14 protein-coding genes are annotated in these 14,635 nt (G+C 60.1%); 7 read left to right on the plus strand and 7 right to left on the minus strand.

What is annotated here, in order from left to right; all coding sequences use genetic code 11:
- Nucleotides 1-222 precede the first annotated feature (222 nt).
- Nucleotides 223-1,209: a phosphate ABC transporter substrate-binding protein PstS gene (locus FBY10_RS07710; protein WP_017135798.1), complete on the minus strand. Its 987-nt coding sequence runs from the start codon at nt 1,207-1,209 to the stop codon at nt 223-225.
- Between the two features lie 384 nt (nt 1,210-1,593).
- On the opposite strand from FBY10_RS07710, the gene FBY10_RS07715 reads away from it, so the two are divergent.
- Both FBY10_RS07715 and FBY10_RS07720 read left to right on the plus strand, forming a co-directional pair.
- Nucleotides 1,594-2,652: a helix-turn-helix domain-containing protein gene (locus FBY10_RS07715; RefSeq protein ID WP_131697685.1), complete on the plus strand. Its 1,059-nt coding sequence runs from the start codon at nt 1,594-1,596 to the stop codon at nt 2,650-2,652.
- Nucleotides 2,649-3,140, plus strand: a complete 492-nt coding sequence (locus tag FBY10_RS07720) for a type II toxin-antitoxin system VapC family toxin (RefSeq protein WP_131697686.1) — start codon at nt 2,649-2,651, stop codon at nt 3,138-3,140. Before FBY10_RS07715 ends, FBY10_RS07720 begins: the two co-directional genes overlap by 4 nt.
- Nucleotides 3,141-3,245: 105 nt before the next feature.
- Here FBY10_RS07720 and FBY10_RS07725 read toward each other — a convergent pair whose 3' ends face one another.
- Entirely contained in the window at nt 3,246-4,535 is a 1,290-nt protein-coding gene (locus FBY10_RS07725) for an MFS transporter (protein ID WP_131697687.1), read from the minus strand.
- A gap of 411 nt (nt 4,536-4,946) precedes the next feature.
- Between FBY10_RS07725 and FBY10_RS07730 the strand changes: the two genes are divergently transcribed.
- Entirely contained in the window at nt 4,947-5,351 is a 405-nt protein-coding gene (locus FBY10_RS07730; RefSeq protein ID WP_003176975.1) for an acyl-CoA thioesterase, read from the plus strand.
- Between the two features lie 57 nt (nt 5,352-5,408).
- Nucleotides 5,409-6,314, plus strand: a complete 906-nt coding sequence (locus FBY10_RS07735) for a D-hexose-6-phosphate mutarotase (RefSeq protein ID WP_145337391.1) — start codon at nt 5,409-5,411, stop codon at nt 6,312-6,314.
- Nucleotides 6,315-6,338: 24 nt separating this feature from the next.
- Here the strand turns inward: FBY10_RS07735 and FBY10_RS07740 are convergent, their stop codons facing one another.
- The 5 genes from FBY10_RS07740 to FBY10_RS07760 all read right to left on the minus strand — a co-directional run bounded on the left by FBY10_RS07740 (nt 6,339) and on the right by FBY10_RS07760 (nt 10,039).
- Nucleotides 6,339-6,875, minus strand: a complete 537-nt coding sequence (locus FBY10_RS07740; protein WP_041161056.1) for a DUF3299 domain-containing protein — start codon at nt 6,873-6,875, stop codon at nt 6,339-6,341.
- Nucleotides 6,876-6,953: 78 nt separating this feature from the next.
- A complete protein-coding gene (locus FBY10_RS07745) occupies nt 6,954-7,199 on the minus strand; it encodes a GlsB/YeaQ/YmgE family stress response membrane protein (protein ID WP_005792540.1) in 246 nt (81 codons plus the stop codon).
- 105 nt (nt 7,200-7,304) lie between these two features.
- Complete coding sequence (locus FBY10_RS07750) at nt 7,305-8,390, minus strand: 5-(carboxyamino)imidazole ribonucleotide synthase (RefSeq protein WP_131697689.1); 1,086 nt, start codon at nt 8,388-8,390, stop codon at nt 7,305-7,307.
- An 11-nt stretch (nt 8,391-8,401) separates the two neighbouring features.
- On the minus strand, nt 8,402-8,893 hold the full coding sequence (purE, locus tag FBY10_RS07755) for a 5-(carboxyamino)imidazole ribonucleotide mutase (protein WP_003176980.1): 492 nt from the start codon (nt 8,891-8,893) through the stop codon (nt 8,402-8,404).
- A 237-nt stretch (nt 8,894-9,130) separates the two neighbouring features.
- The gene (locus FBY10_RS07760) at nt 9,131-10,039 is read right to left on the minus strand and encodes a LysR substrate-binding domain-containing protein (protein ID WP_010566930.1); all 909 of its coding nucleotides are present in this window, start codon (nt 10,037-10,039) and stop codon (nt 9,131-9,133) included.
- Between the two features lie 182 nt (nt 10,040-10,221).
- Between FBY10_RS07760 and aspA the strand changes: the two genes are divergently transcribed.
- The 3 genes from aspA to FBY10_RS07775 all read left to right on the plus strand — a co-directional run bounded on the left by aspA (nt 10,222) and on the right by FBY10_RS07775 (nt 14,539).
- Nucleotides 10,222-11,646 (plus strand): aspartate ammonia-lyase, encoded by a 1,425-nt coding sequence (gene aspA / locus FBY10_RS07765; protein WP_025854459.1) that lies wholly within the window; start codon nt 10,222-10,224, stop codon nt 11,644-11,646.
- Between the two features lie 392 nt (nt 11,647-12,038).
- Nucleotides 12,039-13,484 (plus strand): sodium:alanine symporter family protein, encoded by a 1,446-nt coding sequence (locus tag FBY10_RS07770; protein WP_131697690.1) that lies wholly within the window; start codon nt 12,039-12,041, stop codon nt 13,482-13,484.
- Nucleotides 13,485-13,561: 77 nt separating this feature from the next.
- Nucleotides 13,562-14,539 (plus strand): asparaginase, encoded by a 978-nt coding sequence (locus FBY10_RS07775; protein ID WP_145337390.1) that lies wholly within the window; start codon nt 13,562-13,564, stop codon nt 14,537-14,539.
- Nucleotides 14,540-14,635 lie beyond the last annotated feature (96 nt).

The raw sequence follows: 14,635 nt of genomic DNA on the forward strand, positions 1-14,635 counted from the left end.
GGCGCTTGCGTTGCAGCTCAGGCGTATTGAAATCAATGCGCTTGGGGGGAGAAGTTGTCGTCATGGTGGAATTGGCCAGATCATTCATGCGCACACCCTAGCGATCCTGTATGACAGAAAGATGACAATGCAGTGACGCAGGAAATCCGCCGCGAAGCAGGGCTGGCAGCGGATTGAAAATTAGTGATGCGGGAACCGGCGTACCGGCTCCCGCAGAGGCAATCAGTTGCCTTCTTTCAGGCCCAGGTCAGCCAGTGCCTTGGCGGCAACTTTGGCTGGCAGTGGGATGTAGCCGTCTTTCACTACAACTTCCTGGCCCTGTTTGGACAGAACCAGTTTCACGAACTCGGCTTCCAGCGGGGCCAGAGGCTTGTTCGGGGCTTTGTTGACGTAAACGTAGAGGAAACGCGACAGCGGGTATTTGCCGTTCAGGGCGTTTTCTTCGCTGTCTTCGATGAAGTCAGTGCTGCCTTTCTTGGCCAGGGCCACGGTCTTCACGCTGGCGGTCTTGTAGCCGATGCCCGAGTAACCGATGCCGTTCAGCGAGGAGCTGATCGACTGCACGACCGAAGCCGAGCCGGGTTGTTCGTTCACGTTAGGCTTGTAGTCGCCTTTGCACAGGGCTTCTTCCTTGAAGTAGCCGTAGGTGCCGGATACCGAGTTACGACCGAACAGTTGCACTGGCTTGTTGGCCAGGTCGCCGGTCACACCCAGGTCGCCCCAGGTTTTCACGTCGGCTTTGGCGCCGCACAGACGCGTCGAGGAGAAGATCGCGTCGACTTGTTCCATGGTCAGGTGCTGGATCGGGTTGTCCTTGTGCACGAACACAGCCAGGGCATCCACGGCAACCGGGATAGCGGTTGGCTTGTAGCCGTACTTCTGCTCGAAGGCAGCCAGTTCGGTGTCCTTCATCTTGCGGCTCATCGGACCCAGGTTGGAGGTGCCTTCAGTCAGCGCAGGTGGCGCGGTAGCGGAGCCGGCAGCTTGAATCTGGATGTTGACGTTCGGGTATTCCTTTTTGTACCCCTCGGCCCACAGGGTCATCAGGTTAGCCAGGGTATCGGAACCGACGCTGGACAAGTTGCCCGACACACCAGTGGTCTTGACGTAAGCCGGGATTGCCGGATCAACACCTGCGGCCACCGCGTTGGCGGTCGCAACGCCAGCAGCGACAAAAGTCATTGCCGCCATCAAACGTTTCAGTTTCATGCCTTGCTCCTAGCAGATAGGGATAGTTGGATCGGGGCCAAGTATCGAGAGGCCGTGTGAACACTCTATGTCTGAAATATGACAATTGGATGAAAGGCCAGCATTGGGCGAGCATTCGCAGTCAAGAAGAAAACGGTCGGCAATACAGGCTGGAGCGGCGAGATGAACGTAATGAGTCCCTGGTTTGAAACCTCTCTGCAATTGCTGATCGGAGATTTCCCACAGCTATTTAGGGTTGTTGCTCGGAACTCGCCTTACTAACCTCCCCGCGCCGCTGCAAATTCAGCGGCCGGGACTGCAGTTAAAACCTGACCGCTTCACGGCGCACCTTAGGTTGACAAAACAAAACCAAAGAATAGTCTTGTCAACCTAAGGAGACCTCACATGATCAATGACCGAATTCGCCGCGCAAGGTTATTGCGTGGCCTGTCGCTGGAAGCACTGGCACTGCGTCTCGGCGATATAACCAAGCAAGGCCTGAGCAAATATGAAAAAGGGTTGAGTACCCCAAACTCTCAGCGCCTTCTGCAGTTGGCAAAAGCACTGGAGGTGAGCCCCGAGTATTTTTTTCGTACTCAGGCACTGCCACTCGCGCCGCTGGAGTTCCGCAAGCTTGCGAAGATGCCTAAATACCGTCAGGTCCAGGTCGAGGAACAGATTCGAGAGCATCTGGAACGCTATATATCTCTGGAGGAGTGTTTCGATCCACAAGATATCAAGACTGCCGAAACCCCAGCCCAAATGCTCCCAGTCTCTTCCATAGAGGAAGCGGAACGAGCGGCGGATGAGCTCCGCAAGTATTGGGATATAGGTGAAGATCCTATTGCTCATCTGACTGAACAGTTGGAAGAGCACGGCATTAAAGTGGTGATGCTGGATGGGCCGGACGATTTCGATGGCGCTTGCGCAGCCACCCATGACGGCGAACATGTGTTGATCGCTTTAAATGCTCAGAGAGCAGGTGAACGTATTCGCTTCACCGCTGCTCATGAATTGGGTCACTGGGTGATGAAATTGCCTGATGATATGCCCGAGCGCGATAAAGAAAACTGCTGTCACCGCTTCGCAGGAGCGTTCCTTTATCCCTCTAAAAGCGTTACCGGAGATTTTGGGAATCACCAACGCTCCCGTGTCCACCCTAGAGAACTACTGATTGCTAAGCGCCAATATGGGCTCTCAATGCATGCAGCGCTTCGTCGATTGAAGGACCTCAAACTGTTAGGGGAAAGCGGCTACAAGTCCCTGACCATTCAATTCAGTAGCAATGGCTGGCGCAAAGCAGAACCTGAGCCGTTACCTTGCAAACCACCTCAGCGCTTTGAGTCACTCGTTTTCTGGGGGTTAGCGGAAGGCCTTATCACCAAATCACGAGCGGCCGAGTTGCTGCGGCGTCCTGTGAGGGCTCTAGACCCCAATTTTCTGGGCTCACTGGAGAGTGCATGAGCCTGATCTATATCAGCGACACCAACATCTGGATTGATTTCAGGAACGCTGGATTGCTGGAGCATATGTTCAGGCTGCCATTTACCCTCTGCTGCACCGATTTCGTCATGCATGAGCTTGAGGATTTCCCTCATGAAGAACTGCTCGCCCAAGGGCTGGTTGTCGAATCATTTGACGAGGGAGGCGTGCAGAAACTCTTAGGACTTAAGGTCGAACACAACAACAGTTCCTTGGCCGACGTTTCTTGCTACCTACTGGCACATACAACCGGAAGACCCTTACTCACTGGCGATGGGAAGCTACGTCGCCAGGCAATTCGAGATGGACTGCAGGTACACGGCGCACTTTGGCTACTCGACCTCATGGTCGAACATCAAGTCCTCAATGCTATTGGCGCAGCAACGGCACTCGAACAGATGCTGGCAGGCGGCGCCCGCTTGCCAGCATCAGAATGTCAAATACGGATCTCTGGCTGGAAAGTTATATGAAACTCAACTCGGATATTGAATATCCATCCAGCACTTATAAAAATCACCCTGTCCATCTGGCAAAGTAGACATTTAGCCTCTACATAGCCTGCTGCTGATCTGATATTACCGCCCGCGCTTCCACAGATACCCACCCACCACCATCCCCATCACACACAGGACAGCCACGTAGTAAGCCGGGCCCATAGGGCTTTCCTTCATCAACAGCGACACCGCCAGCGGCGTCAGCCCGCCGAACACGGCGTAGGCGACGTTGTAGGAAAACGACAAGCCACTGAAGCGCACCACGGGCGGGAAGGCTTTCACCATCACGTAAGGCACCACGCCAATGGTGCCGACGAACAGGCCGGTCAAGGCGTACAGCGGGAACAGCCAGTCCGGGTGGGACATGAGGCTGTGATACAGGGTCCAGGAGGTCGCCAGCAGCAGTGCGCAACCGCTCACCAGTACACGACCGGCACCGAAGCGGTCGGCCAGGGCACCGGAGGCGATGCAGCCCAGGCTCAAGGTCACGATGGCCAGGCTATTGGCTTGCAGCGCAACGGTCGGGCTGAAGTGGTAGAGGGTCTGCAGCACGGTCGGGGTCATCAGGATGACCACCACGACGCCGGCCGACAACAGCCAGGTCAGCAGCATCGACAAGACGATGGCACCACGGTGGTCGCGCAGCACGGCACGCAATGGCAGCTCGGCGGCCAGGGTCTTGCGTTGCTGCATTTCGGCGAAGATCGGCGTTTCATGCAACCAGCGACGCAGGTACACCGACAGCAGGCCGAACACGCCGCCGAGCAGGAACGGAATACGCCAGGCGTAATCCGAGACCTGCTCCGGGCTATAAATAGTGTTGATTGCAGTGGCCACCAGCGAACCCAGCAGGATACCGGCGGTAAGGCCGCTGGTCAGGGTGCCGCAGGCGTAGCCGATATGGCGCGGCGGTACGTGTTCGGAGACGAATACCCAAGCGCCCGGGACTTCGCCGCCAATCGCTGCGCCCTGGATGACACGCATCAGCAGCAGCAGTATCGGCGCCCACAGGCCGATCTGCGCGTAGGTCGGCAGCAGGCCCATGATCAGGGTCGGTACAGCCATCATGAAAATGCTCAGGGTGAACATTTTTTTGCGGCCCAGCAGGTCACCGAAGTGCGCCATGATGATGCCGCCCAGCGGGCGTGCCAGGTAACCGGCGGCGAAGATGCCGAAGGTCTGCATCATCCGCAGCCATTCGGGCATATCGGCGGGAAAAAACAGTTTTCCGACTACGGTGGCGAAAAACACGAAAATGATGAAATCATAAAACTCCAGCGCCCCGCCCAAGGCAGACAGCGACAGGGTTTTGTAGTCGTTGCGGGTCAGCGGGCGCGACGGTTGCGCACTGCTTGCGGGCACGGAGGACATGGCAAGGCTTCTCTTATAGTAGTCAGCTTGATAAGGACGGCACGCCCGGGACTGGCGGCGGGTCTGGCAAGATAGCAAATCGCTTGTAAAAGCACAGCGCCAGGAGAACAGTTGCGCGTAAAAGCCGCGATACAGCGCCTATTTACCGACCAAATGAGCGCCGGGAGGTCGTCGTGACGCCAGGGTCTCGATATACTCGGCCCTTGCAGGCTCAAGACCCGCATCCTTGAGGGGCTGCTGTGCCAAAACGCCGTTGGGTGCCATCCAGCCGGTTTGGCAGAGTTTCCCTTTAGTACGCCTTACGAGAAACGTATCGAACGGAGTATGTTTGTGCTGAAACGTTTTTCCATCAGTCGGCTATCCACTTTGCAACATCTATAAAAAGCGTCACGGGTCAGAGGCACCCCCGGCATGATCGAACTCGAACAAGAAGATCCTATCCCGCAAGGCGATCTCGCCCTGCAAATCACCGCGCTCCCGCGTGAAACCAACGGTTTTGGCGATATTTTCGGCGGCTGGCTGGTCGCGCAGATGGACCTCGCCGGTACCGCCATGGCCAGCAAGGTCGCAGGCGGGCGTGTGGCCACCGTGGCCATTGATCGCATGGCGTTCCTGGTGCCGGTGGCGGTGGGCGCGCAATTGTCCTTCTATACCCAGGCCCTGGAAATCGGCCGCAGCTCGATCCAGATGATGGTCGAAGTGTGGAGCGACGACCCATTGTCCAGCGAATGGCGCAAGGTGACCGAGGCGGTGTTTGTATTCGTCGCTATCGATGGCAGCGGCCGCACACGTTCGGTGCCTTCGCGCGCGCGTTAAACCTCGCGGGATTTTGACGGTCCATTGCCCCATTGCCCGCCATTGAGAGTGCCTGTTATGCCTACGCCCCACGTTGAGACCATAAAGATCGACGAACTGGACTGCTGGCGCATCCGCCACAACGGCGCCGAGCTGATGATTGCCCAGCAGGGCGCACATATATTCAGTTACGGGCGCGAGGGCGAGGGCGAGCAGCCGCTGATTTGGCCGAACCCCGAGGCGGTGTTCAAGAAAGGCAAAGGCATCCGCACCGGCGTACCGGTGTGCTGGCCATGGTTTGGCGTATTTGACCGCAACCCGCACAGCGTAAAGGCGATGCGCCAAAGTGATCAGCCTGCGGGCGCTCACGGTTTCGCGCGTACCGCGACCTGGGCATTGGCCGGGACCACGCTTGAAGGCCAAGCGCTGCGGGTGGACCTGCAACTACCGGTTCCTGCAGGCGGCTTCCCCGGCTGGCCCCATCAGGTCGACCTGACCCTGAGCCTGCTGCTGGACGATCAACTGCACATCCGCCTGACCAGCCACAACCGTGGCGACGACACTGTCACGCTCAGCCAGGCGCTGCACACCTACTTCGCCGTGAGCGACGTACGCAACGTGCAGGTCGACGGCCTGGACGGCTCGGCGTACATCGATACCGCCGATGGCTGGAGCGAGAAGACGCAAACCGGCCTGCTGCACTTCAGCGCCGAGACCGACCGCATCTACCTCGATACGCCCTCATCGCTGAACATCGTCGATAAGGACTGGCAGCGCCGCATACAGCTCACCAGCCAAGGCTCGAAATCGACCGTGATCTGGAACCCCTGGACTGAACGCGCCAAGGCCTTCGACGACATGGCCGACGATGGCTGGCAAGGCATGCTGTGCGTCGAGACGGCGAATGTGCTGGATGATGTGGTGAGCCTGGCCCCAGGTGAAAGCCACATGCTGGGCGTGAGCATTACCGGTATCGCCCTGTAAACCCGCATTGGGTTCTGCGTAAGCTTAGAGATCGGATTCCTTTACGACCCGTACTTTCCCAGCATCCAGCGCATACGCCGCATCCGCCAGGTCGTTATTCACCTTCTCCACCTTCAACGTACCGGTAACCCACAGCGGCGTGTAGATGTCATCCAGCTTCAGCCCCTTGGGATAACGCACCAGCACCAACTGGTTAGGCGGTGGTGGCGGCACGTGGATGCAGGCGCCCGGGTACGGCACCAGGAAGAACAACGTGCTGCGACCCTTGGCGTCGGTTTCCAACGGCACCGGATACCCGCCGATGCGGATGTTCTTGCCGTTCATGGCGGCCACGGTCTTGGTGGAATACATCACCGCCGGCAAGCCTTTGCTCTGCTTCAGGCCACCTTTGTCGGTGAACGTGCCTTGGGCTTCGGGGGAGTTGTGGTCGATCTCGGGCATGGCCTCGAGGGCCTTCTGGTCCGACAGCGGCATCAGGTCGAGCCAGTCGGTTTCCGGCAGTTCGCCGGCGTGTGCCAGGCCAGAGCCCAGCAAGAGAAGAGTCAACAGAAAACGGCGCATGGAGAGGCTCGGCAAGTAACAAGTGCCGAGCATTCTAGCCCTCTGCGCCTGCGCAGCGCAGAGGACTTTGTCGGCTGATTACTTCTTTTTGATCAGGCCGTAGATCACCAGCAGCACAATGGCGCCGACCAGTGCGCCGATAAAGCCTGCGCCTTGACCCGCCTGGTAGATGCCCAGTGCCTGACCACCGTAGGTCGCGGCCAGGGAGCCGGCGATACCCAGCAGGATGGTCATGATCCAGCCCATGCTGTCGTCGCCGGGCTTGAGGAAACGCGCCAGCAGGCCGACGATCAAGCCGATAAAGATGGTTCCGATAATACCCATGGCATTTCCCTCTGAATGAAGTGAGCTATGCCAAAGCCTAGACAGGCTTTGGCACCCTGCAATCAGAGGACGGCGATAACCGAATGGTTCCCGCCGACCCCAGGGTTATTGCTCGGCGATCAGCGCTTCGACCTTGAGGATCTGCGCTTGCAGCGTTGCGCGGTCCTTGCAGCGCAGGTTGGCGTGGCCGACCTTGCGCCCGGCCTTGAAGGCCTTGCCGTAGTGATGCAGGTGGCAGTCTTCGATCGTGATCACGCGCTCCACCGGCGGTACCACGCCGATGAAGTTGAGCATCGCGCTCTCACCGACCTTGGCCGTGGAACCCAGCGGCAAGCCCGCGACTGCGCGCAGGTGGTTTTCGAACTGGCTGCACTCGGCGCCTTCGGTGGTCCAGTGCCCGGAGTTGTGCACACGCGGGGCGATTTCGTTGGCCTTGAGACCACCGTCGACTTCAAAGAACTCGAACGCCATCACACCGACGTAATCCAGCTGTTTGAGCACACGGCTGGAATAGTCTTCGGCCAGGGCCTGCAACGGGTGATCGGTGCTGGCCACGGACAGCTTGAGGATGCCGCTGTCGTGGGTGTTGTGCACCAACGGGTAGAAGCGGGTCTCGCCATCACGGGCACGCACGGCGATCAACGAGACTTCGCCGGTGAAGGGCACGAAGCCTTCCAGCAGGCAGGCCACGCTGCCCAGTTCGGCGAAGGTGCCGACCACATCGGCGGCGGTGCGCAGGACTTTCTGGCCCTTGCCGTCGTAACCCAGGGTGCGGGTTTTCAGCACGGCCGGCAGGCCAATACTGGCGACGGCGGCGTCCAGGTCCGCCTGGGACTGGATATCGGCGAAGGCTGGGGTCGGAATGCCCAGGTCCTTGAACATGCTCTTCTCGAACCAGCGGTCACGGGCGATGCGCAAGGCCTCGGCGCTCGGGTACACCGGTACGAACTGCGACAGGAAGGCCACGGTTTCGGCCGGCACGCTTTCAAACTCGAACGTCACCAGGTCGACTTCATCGGCCAGTTGGCGCAGGTGGTCCGGGTCGCTGTAGTCAGCGCACAGGTGTTCACCCAAGGCTGCCGCACAAGCGTCCGGCGCCGGGTCCAGGAAAGCAAAGTTCATCCCCAGCGGGGTGCCCGCCAAGGCCAGCATGCGGCCCAGTTGGCCGCCACCGATTACACCGATTTTCATCGTCAACAACCTCAGGCGATACGTGGGTCTGGATTGTCCAGCACGCTGTCTGTCTGTTCAGCACGGAATTTCTTCAGCACCGCGTGGAACTGCGGGTGCTTGGCGCCCAGGATGCTGGCGGACAGCAGGGCTGCGTTGATCGCGCCGGCCTTGCCGATCGCCAGGGTGGCCACCGGGATACCGGCCGGCATCTGCACGATGGACAACAGCGAATCGACGCCCGAGAGCATTGCCGACTGCACCGGTACGCCAAGCACTGGCAGGTGAGTCTTGGCCGCACACATGCCCGGCAGGTGCGCTGCGCCGCCGGCACCGGCGATGATCACCTCGATGCCACGGGATTCTGCTTCATCGGCATACTGGAACAGCAAATCCGGGGTGCGGTGGGCAGAGACCACTTTCACTTCATACGGAATGCCGAGTTTTTCCAGCATATCGGCGGTGTGGCTAAGGGTGGACCAATCGGACTTGGAGCCCATGATCACGCCAACCAATGCACTCATCGTCGTGCCTCTTCTCTCTGGGCGCCCGCAGGCGCGTCAAAAAACAACAAGCCACGCGGGAAATCCGGCGTGGCTTGGTGTACGAATTTTGGCCGGTTGGACCGGCCGAAGGCCGCGCAGTATACCGTAATAATCCAGATAAACAGCCCCTGGAATGACCATCTGTCCAGCGGCGCAAACCGGCGGTTTTATTGACTTAAGAGTCAGCCAAATAACCACAAAACCCTGTGGGAGGGCTCAGGTATTCTGCGCCGCCCCACCTTCCAACTTACGCCACAACAACCGCACATTCGCTTTGCGCACCAACGCGCAGCGATACAGCCGAATCTCCAGCGGCACATGCCATTGCGGCCCACCGCACACCACCAGTTCGCCTCGAGCCAGTTCGGCACGCACGCTCAACTGCGGCACCCAGGCGATGCCCAGGCCTTCGAGGGCCATGCTTTTGAGGCTGTCGGCCATCGCGGTTTCGTAAACAGTAGTGAAGCGCAGCGCGCGCTGGCGCAGCAATAGGTGCACCGAACGGCCGAGGAACGCGCCAGCGCTGTAGGCCAGCAACGGCACACTGCCCTCGCCTTCCAGATCGAACAACGGCTTGCCATCCGCATCCGCCGCGCACACCGGGAGCATTTCGGTGTTGCCCAGGTGCAGCGAAGGGAAGATTTCGGCGTCCATCTGCATGGCCGCATCCGGGTCGTAGAAGGCCAGCATCAAATCGCAACCGCCTTCGCGCAGGGCGTGCACGGCGTCACCGACGTTGGTGGCGACCAGCCGTGTGGCGATGTTCAGGCCTTCGTTGCGCAGTTGCGCGATCCAGCGCGGGAAGAAACCCAACGCCAGGGAGTGAGCAGCGGCCACTTGCATGACCTCGCCCTGCCCGCCTTCCAGGTGGTGCAAATGGCGCAGCACTTCACCGAGCTGTTCGACCACGGTGCGTGCAGTGACCAGGAACAGCTGCCCCGCCGCCGTCAGCTCAACCGGCGTGCGCGAGCGGTTGACCAGGGTCAGGCCCAGTGCGGCCTCAAGACTGCGGATACGTCGACTGAACGCCGGCTGGGTGACAAACCGCCGCTCCGCTGCCTGGGAAAAGCTGCGTGTCGCCGCCAGGGCGCTGAAGTCTTCCAGCCATTTGCTCTCAAGGTTCATCGCTGCCTCCCACGGATACGCACCATTTTGGCACACACGCCCGCCATGATAGCCGGGTCACACGTGCATTATGCCGTTTATGCATAGGCCAGTGTTTAACAGCATTGGCCCAAAATCCCCTACAGGCCTAGCATTCGCAGCGTTCCGGCCTGTTCCGGGTCCATATCGAGATGATTTCCGTCATGTCCTCCGCTGCATCATTCCGCACAGAAAAAGACCTGCTTGGCGTACTCGAAGTACCTGCCCAAGCGTATTACGGCATCCAGACCCTGCGAGCGGTGAATAACTTCCGCCTCTCGGGCGTTCCGATTTCGCATTACCCGAAATTGGTGGTCGGCCTGGCAATGGTCAAGCAAGCCGCCGCTGACGCCAACCGCGAGTTGGGCCAGCTCAGCGAAGCCAAGCACGCTGCCATCAGCGAAGCCTGTGCCCGCCTGATCCGCGGCGATTTCCACGAAGAGTTCGTGGTGGACATGATTCAAGGCGGCGCCGGCACTTCAACCAACATGAATGCCAACGAAGTCATCGCCAACATCGCGTTGGAGGCCATGGGCCACAACAAGGGCGAGTACCAATACCTGCACCCCAACAACGACGTGAACATGGCGCAGTCGACCAACGACGCCTACCCGACCGCGATCCGCCTGGGTCTGCTGTTGGGCCATGACGCGCTGCTGGCCAGCCTCGACAGCCTGATCCAGGCGTTCGCCGCCAAGGGCGTCGAGTTCAGCCACGTGCTGAAAATGGGCCGCACCCAACTGCAAGACGCCGTGCCGATGACCCTCGGCCAGGAATTCCGCGCCTTCGCCACCACCCTCGGTGAAGACTTGGCCCGCCTGAAAACCCTGGCGCCAGAGCTGCTGACCGAAGTGAACCTGGGCGGTACCGCCATCGGTACCGGCATCAACGCCGACCCGCGTTACCAGGCCCTGGCCGTACAACGCCTGGCCGTTATCAGCGGCCAGCCAGTGGTCCCGGCTGCCGACCTGATCGAAGCCACCTCCGACATGGGCGCCTTCGTGCTGTTCTCCGGCATGCTCAAGCGTACCGCCGTGAAGCTGTCGAAGATCTGCAACGACCTGCGCCTGCTGTCCAGCGGCCCACGCACCGGCATCAACGAGATCAACCTGCCGGCGCGCCAGCCAGGCAGTTCGATCATGCCCGGCAAGGTCAACCCGGTGATCCCGGAAGCCGTGAACCAGGTTGCGTTCCAAGTCATCGGTAACGACCTGGCCCTGACCATGGCGGCCGAAGGCGGCCAGCTGCAGTTGAACGTGATGGAGCCACTGATCGCCTTCAAGATCTTCGACTCGATCCGCCTGCTGCAACGCGCCATGGACATGCTGCGCGAACACTGCATCGTCGGCATCACCGCCAACGAAGCCCGCTGCCGCGAACTGGTGGAACACTCCATCGGCCTGGTCACCGCGCTGAACCCGTACATCGGCTATGAAAACGCCACCCGCATCGCACGTATCGCCCTCGAAAGCGGCCGCGGCGTGCTGGAACTGGTGCGCGAAGAAGGCTTGCTCGACGACGCCATGCTCGACGACATCCTGCGCCCCGAAAACATGATTGCCCCACGCTTGGTCCCGTTGAAGGCCTAAGTGTTTGTTGCACCGCTCACCAGGTTGAGGGACTAGACACCTCTCACCTTTTGAGGGCCTGAAGGCTCGTTCTTCAGGCCCTTTTTTTTGCCTCAAGGTTGTGAAATGACGCCCATAAAAAATCCAATATCGCCCTGCAAACCCTCCTTGCCTGTAACAGCGTGGCTGAAACCTTTAATCAGCCCGAGCAGACGGATCACGTTCGCCTAGGTATAGTGCCGCCCCTCTTCGCGCCTGCGGCCGTCGGTAACGAGGCCCGGATACACGCGATAGCGCATGAATAACAACACCCGCAAAAGGATTGGGGTCGAACCGTCGCGCACTGCCTGGTGCTATGCGAAGGGTAGGACCGTCCTGCGTTTGCCATTAGAAAAATCAGCGAGGAACACTCCATGCTCGAAGTCATCAACGACTTCCTCTCAGGGAAAGTACTGATCGTGCTCATTGTCGGGCTCGGCGGTTATTTCACGATCCGCTCGCGTTTCGTTCAATTGCGTCACTTTTTCCACATGTTTTCGGTGTTTCGCGACAGCCTGAAAAACAGCTCCGACCAACTCAGCTCGTTCCAGGCGCTGATGCTCAGCCTGGCCGGCCGCGTCGGTGCCGGTAACATCGCGGGTGTCGGCATTGCCGTGACCCTGGGTGGCCCGGGTGCCGTGTTCTGGATGTGGGTCACCGCGCTGGTGGGCATGTCTTCGAGCTTTATCGAGTGCTCCCTCGGCCAGTTGTACAAGCGCACTGACGCGGAAGGCACCTACCGTGGCGGCCCGGCCTATTACATCCAGCACGGTTTGCAGAAGCGCTGGCTGGGTATGGTCATGGCGTTCCTGCTGCTGGTGACCTTCGGCTTTGCCTTCAACGGCCTGCAAGCCCATGCCGTGACCCACTCGCTGAACAATGCTTTCGGCCTCGACACCACCTACACCGGCCTGGCCCTGGCGGCATTGCTGGGCCTGGTATTCATCGGCGGGATCAAGCGCATCGCTTCGATCGCCGACCTGCTGGTGCCGGTCAAGACCCTGATCTACATCGCCGTGACCCTCTATGTGATCGTGCTGCAATTCGACCACGTACCGGCCATGCTCGCGACCATCGTCAAAAGCGCCTTCGGCCTGGACCAAGCCTTCGGTGGCCTGGTGGGCAGCGCGATCATCATGGGTGTGAAACGCGGCGTGTTCGCCAACGAAGCCGGTCTGGGCAGTGCGCCTAACGTAGCGGCCGTCGCTTCGGTAGAACACCCGATCGCCCAAGGCGTGGTCCAGGCGTTCAGCGTGTTCCTCGACACCTTCGTGATCTGCACCTGCACCGCGTTGCTGATCCTGCTCTCCGGCTTCTACACCCCAGGCTTTGAAGGCGACGGCATTGCCCTGACCCAGAACTCCCTGGCTGCCGTAGTGGGTGACTGGGGCCGCATGTTTATCTCGGTGGCCCTGGCGTTGTTCGTGTTCACCTCGATCATGTACAACTACTACCTGGGCGAGAGCAACCTGCGCTTCCTGGTGGGCAACAACCGCAAGGTGCTGATGGGCTATCGCGCGCTGGTGCTGGTGCTGATTTTCTGGGGTTCGATCGAGAACCTGAGCACCGTGTTCGCCTTCGCCGACATCACCATGACCATGCTGGCGTTCGTCAACCTGTTCGCCCTGGCGTTCCTGTTCAAGATTGCCATGCGCATCCTGAACGACTACGACAACCAGCGCGCGGCAGGCATCAAGACCCCGGTGTTCGACTCCAGCCAGTTCCCTGACCTGGACCTGGACCGCAAGGCCTGGCCGGCCAATCCGGTAAAACCGCAAGCGGCCCCAGCGGCTGAACTGAACGCTCAAGTGCAACGCTGAGCGTAGACAGATGACACGCCGCCTGGCCTTGGGCATGCTCTGGGCCCGGCGGCGTTTTTCGTTCAGGAGATTCTTTGATGCAACCAGCTAATAACATCATGGTGCTCTACACCGGTGGCACCATTGGCATGCAGGCCAGCGCCAATGGCCTGGCCCCCGCCTCCGGTTTTGAAGCGCGCATGCGCGAACAGTTCGCCAACGTCTCAGTACCCGCCTGGCGCTTCCGGGAAATGTCCCCGCTGATCGACAGCGCCAACATGACCCCCGCCTATTGGCAGCGCCTGCGCAGCGCCGTGGTCGAGGCCGTTGACGAGGGTTGCGACGCGGTGCTGATCCTGCACGGCACCGACACCCTGGCCTACAGCGCGGCAGCCATGAGCTTTCAATTGCTGGGTTTGCCGGCACCGGTGGTGTTCACTGGCTCGATGTTGCCGGCCGGCGTACCCGACAGCGATGCCTGGGAAAACGTCAGCGGTGCCCTGCTGGCGTTGGGCGAAGGCCTGGCACCCGGCGTACACCTGTTCTTCCACGGCGCGCTGATGGCACCGACCCGCTGCGCGAAGATCCGCAGCTTTGGTCGTCATCCGTTTGCCGCGTTGCAGCGCAACGGCGGTGTGGCCAAGGCCGAAGCGCTTCCCGCCGCCCTGGATTACCGCCAGTCCAAGGCCCTGGCCAATGTCGGCGTATTGCCGCTGGTCCCGGGCATCGGCGCAGCGCAACTGGATGCACTGGTCGACAGCGGCATCCAGGCGCTGGTGCTGGAGTGCTTCGGCAGTGGCACCGGGCCCAGCGACAACCCTGCGTTTCTCGCCAGCCTCAAGCGAGCAGAAGAAAACGGCATCGTGGTCGTGGCAATCACCCAATGCCATGAAGGTGGCGTGGAGCTGGATGTGTACGAAGCCGGCAGCCGCTTGCGCGGCGTGGGTGTGCTGTCCGGTGGCGGCATGACCCGCGAAGCCGCGTTTGGCAAGCTCAATGCCTTGATCGGTGCGGGCCTGCCCAACGCCGAGATTCGCCGCCTGGTCGAACTGGACCTGTGTGAAGAGCTGCGTTGAGATTCGATACATAGTCACTCTCACCAGCGACCTGTCGGTGCCTAGCATGGAAAACCCGAGCCTCTGCCTCGGGTTGTTTCCATCAACCGGCACGAC

This window comes from Pseudomonas sp. SJZ103 (assembly GCF_007828335.1).
GTDB lineage: Bacteria > Pseudomonadota > Gammaproteobacteria > Pseudomonadales > Pseudomonadaceae > Aquipseudomonas.

What these genes read in the sequence shown, in the direction of transcription:
- FBY10_RS07750 (WP_131697689.1), bottom strand. Translation starts at nt 8,390, where the DNA reads ATGAAAATCGGTGTAATCGGTGGCGGCCAACTGGGCCGCATGCTGGCC.
- FBY10_RS07725 (WP_131697687.1), bottom strand. Translation starts at nt 4,535, where the DNA reads ATGTCCTCCGTGCCCGCAAGCAGTGCGCAACCGTCGCGCCCGCTGACC.
- FBY10_RS07760 (WP_010566930.1), bottom strand. Translation starts at nt 10,039, where the DNA reads ATGAACCTTGAGAGCAAATGGCTGGAAGACTTCAGCGCCCTGGCGGCG.
- FBY10_RS07730 (WP_003176975.1), top strand. Translation starts at nt 4,947, where the DNA reads ATGATCGAACTCGAACAAGAAGATCCTATCCCGCAAGGCGATCTCGCC.
- aspA (WP_025854459.1), top strand. Translation starts at nt 10,222, where the DNA reads ATGTCCTCCGCTGCATCATTCCGCACAGAAAAAGACCTGCTTGGCGTA.
- FBY10_RS07715 (WP_131697685.1), top strand. Translation starts at nt 1,594, where the DNA reads ATGATCAATGACCGAATTCGCCGCGCAAGGTTATTGCGTGGCCTGTCG.
- FBY10_RS07775 (WP_145337390.1), top strand. Translation starts at nt 13,562, where the DNA reads ATGCAACCAGCTAATAACATCATGGTGCTCTACACCGGTGGCACCATT.
- FBY10_RS07745 (WP_005792540.1), bottom strand. Translation starts at nt 7,199, where the DNA reads ATGGGTATTATCGGAACCATCTTTATCGGCTTGATCGTCGGCCTGCTG.
- FBY10_RS07710 (WP_017135798.1), bottom strand. Translation starts at nt 1,209, where the DNA reads ATGAAACTGAAACGTTTGATGGCGGCAATGACTTTTGTCGCTGCTGGC.
- FBY10_RS07740 (WP_041161056.1), bottom strand. Translation starts at nt 6,875, where the DNA reads ATGCGCCGTTTTCTGTTGACTCTTCTCTTGCTGGGCTCTGGCCTGGCA.
- FBY10_RS07770 (WP_131697690.1), top strand. Translation starts at nt 12,039, where the DNA reads ATGCTCGAAGTCATCAACGACTTCCTCTCAGGGAAAGTACTGATCGTG.
- purE (WP_003176980.1), bottom strand. Translation starts at nt 8,893, where the DNA reads ATGAGTGCATTGGTTGGCGTGATCATGGGCTCCAAGTCCGATTGGTCC.
- FBY10_RS07720 (WP_131697686.1), top strand. Translation starts at nt 2,649, where the DNA reads ATGAGCCTGATCTATATCAGCGACACCAACATCTGGATTGATTTCAGG.
- FBY10_RS07735 (WP_145337391.1), top strand. Translation starts at nt 5,409, where the DNA reads ATGCCTACGCCCCACGTTGAGACCATAAAGATCGACGAACTGGACTGC.